Source organism: Jatrophihabitans lederbergiae, assembly GCF_031845305.1.
Classification (GTDB): domain Bacteria; phylum Actinomycetota; class Actinomycetes; order Mycobacteriales; family Jatrophihabitantaceae; genus Jatrophihabitans_A; species Jatrophihabitans_A lederbergiae.
In genome coordinates, this window is sequence record NZ_JAVREH010000259.1 from 1 (window position 1) to 255 (window position 255).

A 255-nucleotide genomic window follows, 5' to 3' on the forward strand; every position below is an offset into this window, starting at 1 on the left:
CAAGCACCGTGGCCACCGAGCTCACCGCCCACGATGTGCTCGCCGCGCACCTAGATGAGTGAGTCCGTTTGCGGCTCACGCGCGTGTCGCTGCCGGAGGTGGTAGGCGGAGGGCGTCGAAGATCATTCTGTGACGAATAACCTGGACGCCCTCCTGACCGCACTCTACGTCGAGCTCGACGATCGTGTCTTGCCCGCGCTGGGTTGGAGTCGTGATCATCTGCCTGGTCGCAAGCCCGAGTTGACCGACGCGGAG

At 64.3% G+C, this 255-nt stretch carries 1 pseudogene; it reads left to right on the top strand.

What is annotated here, in order from left to right:
* Window positions 1-129: 129 nt before the first annotated feature.
* Window positions 130-255: pseudogene (locus RM423_RS26335) on the top strand (IS982 family transposase); the annotation flags it as partial.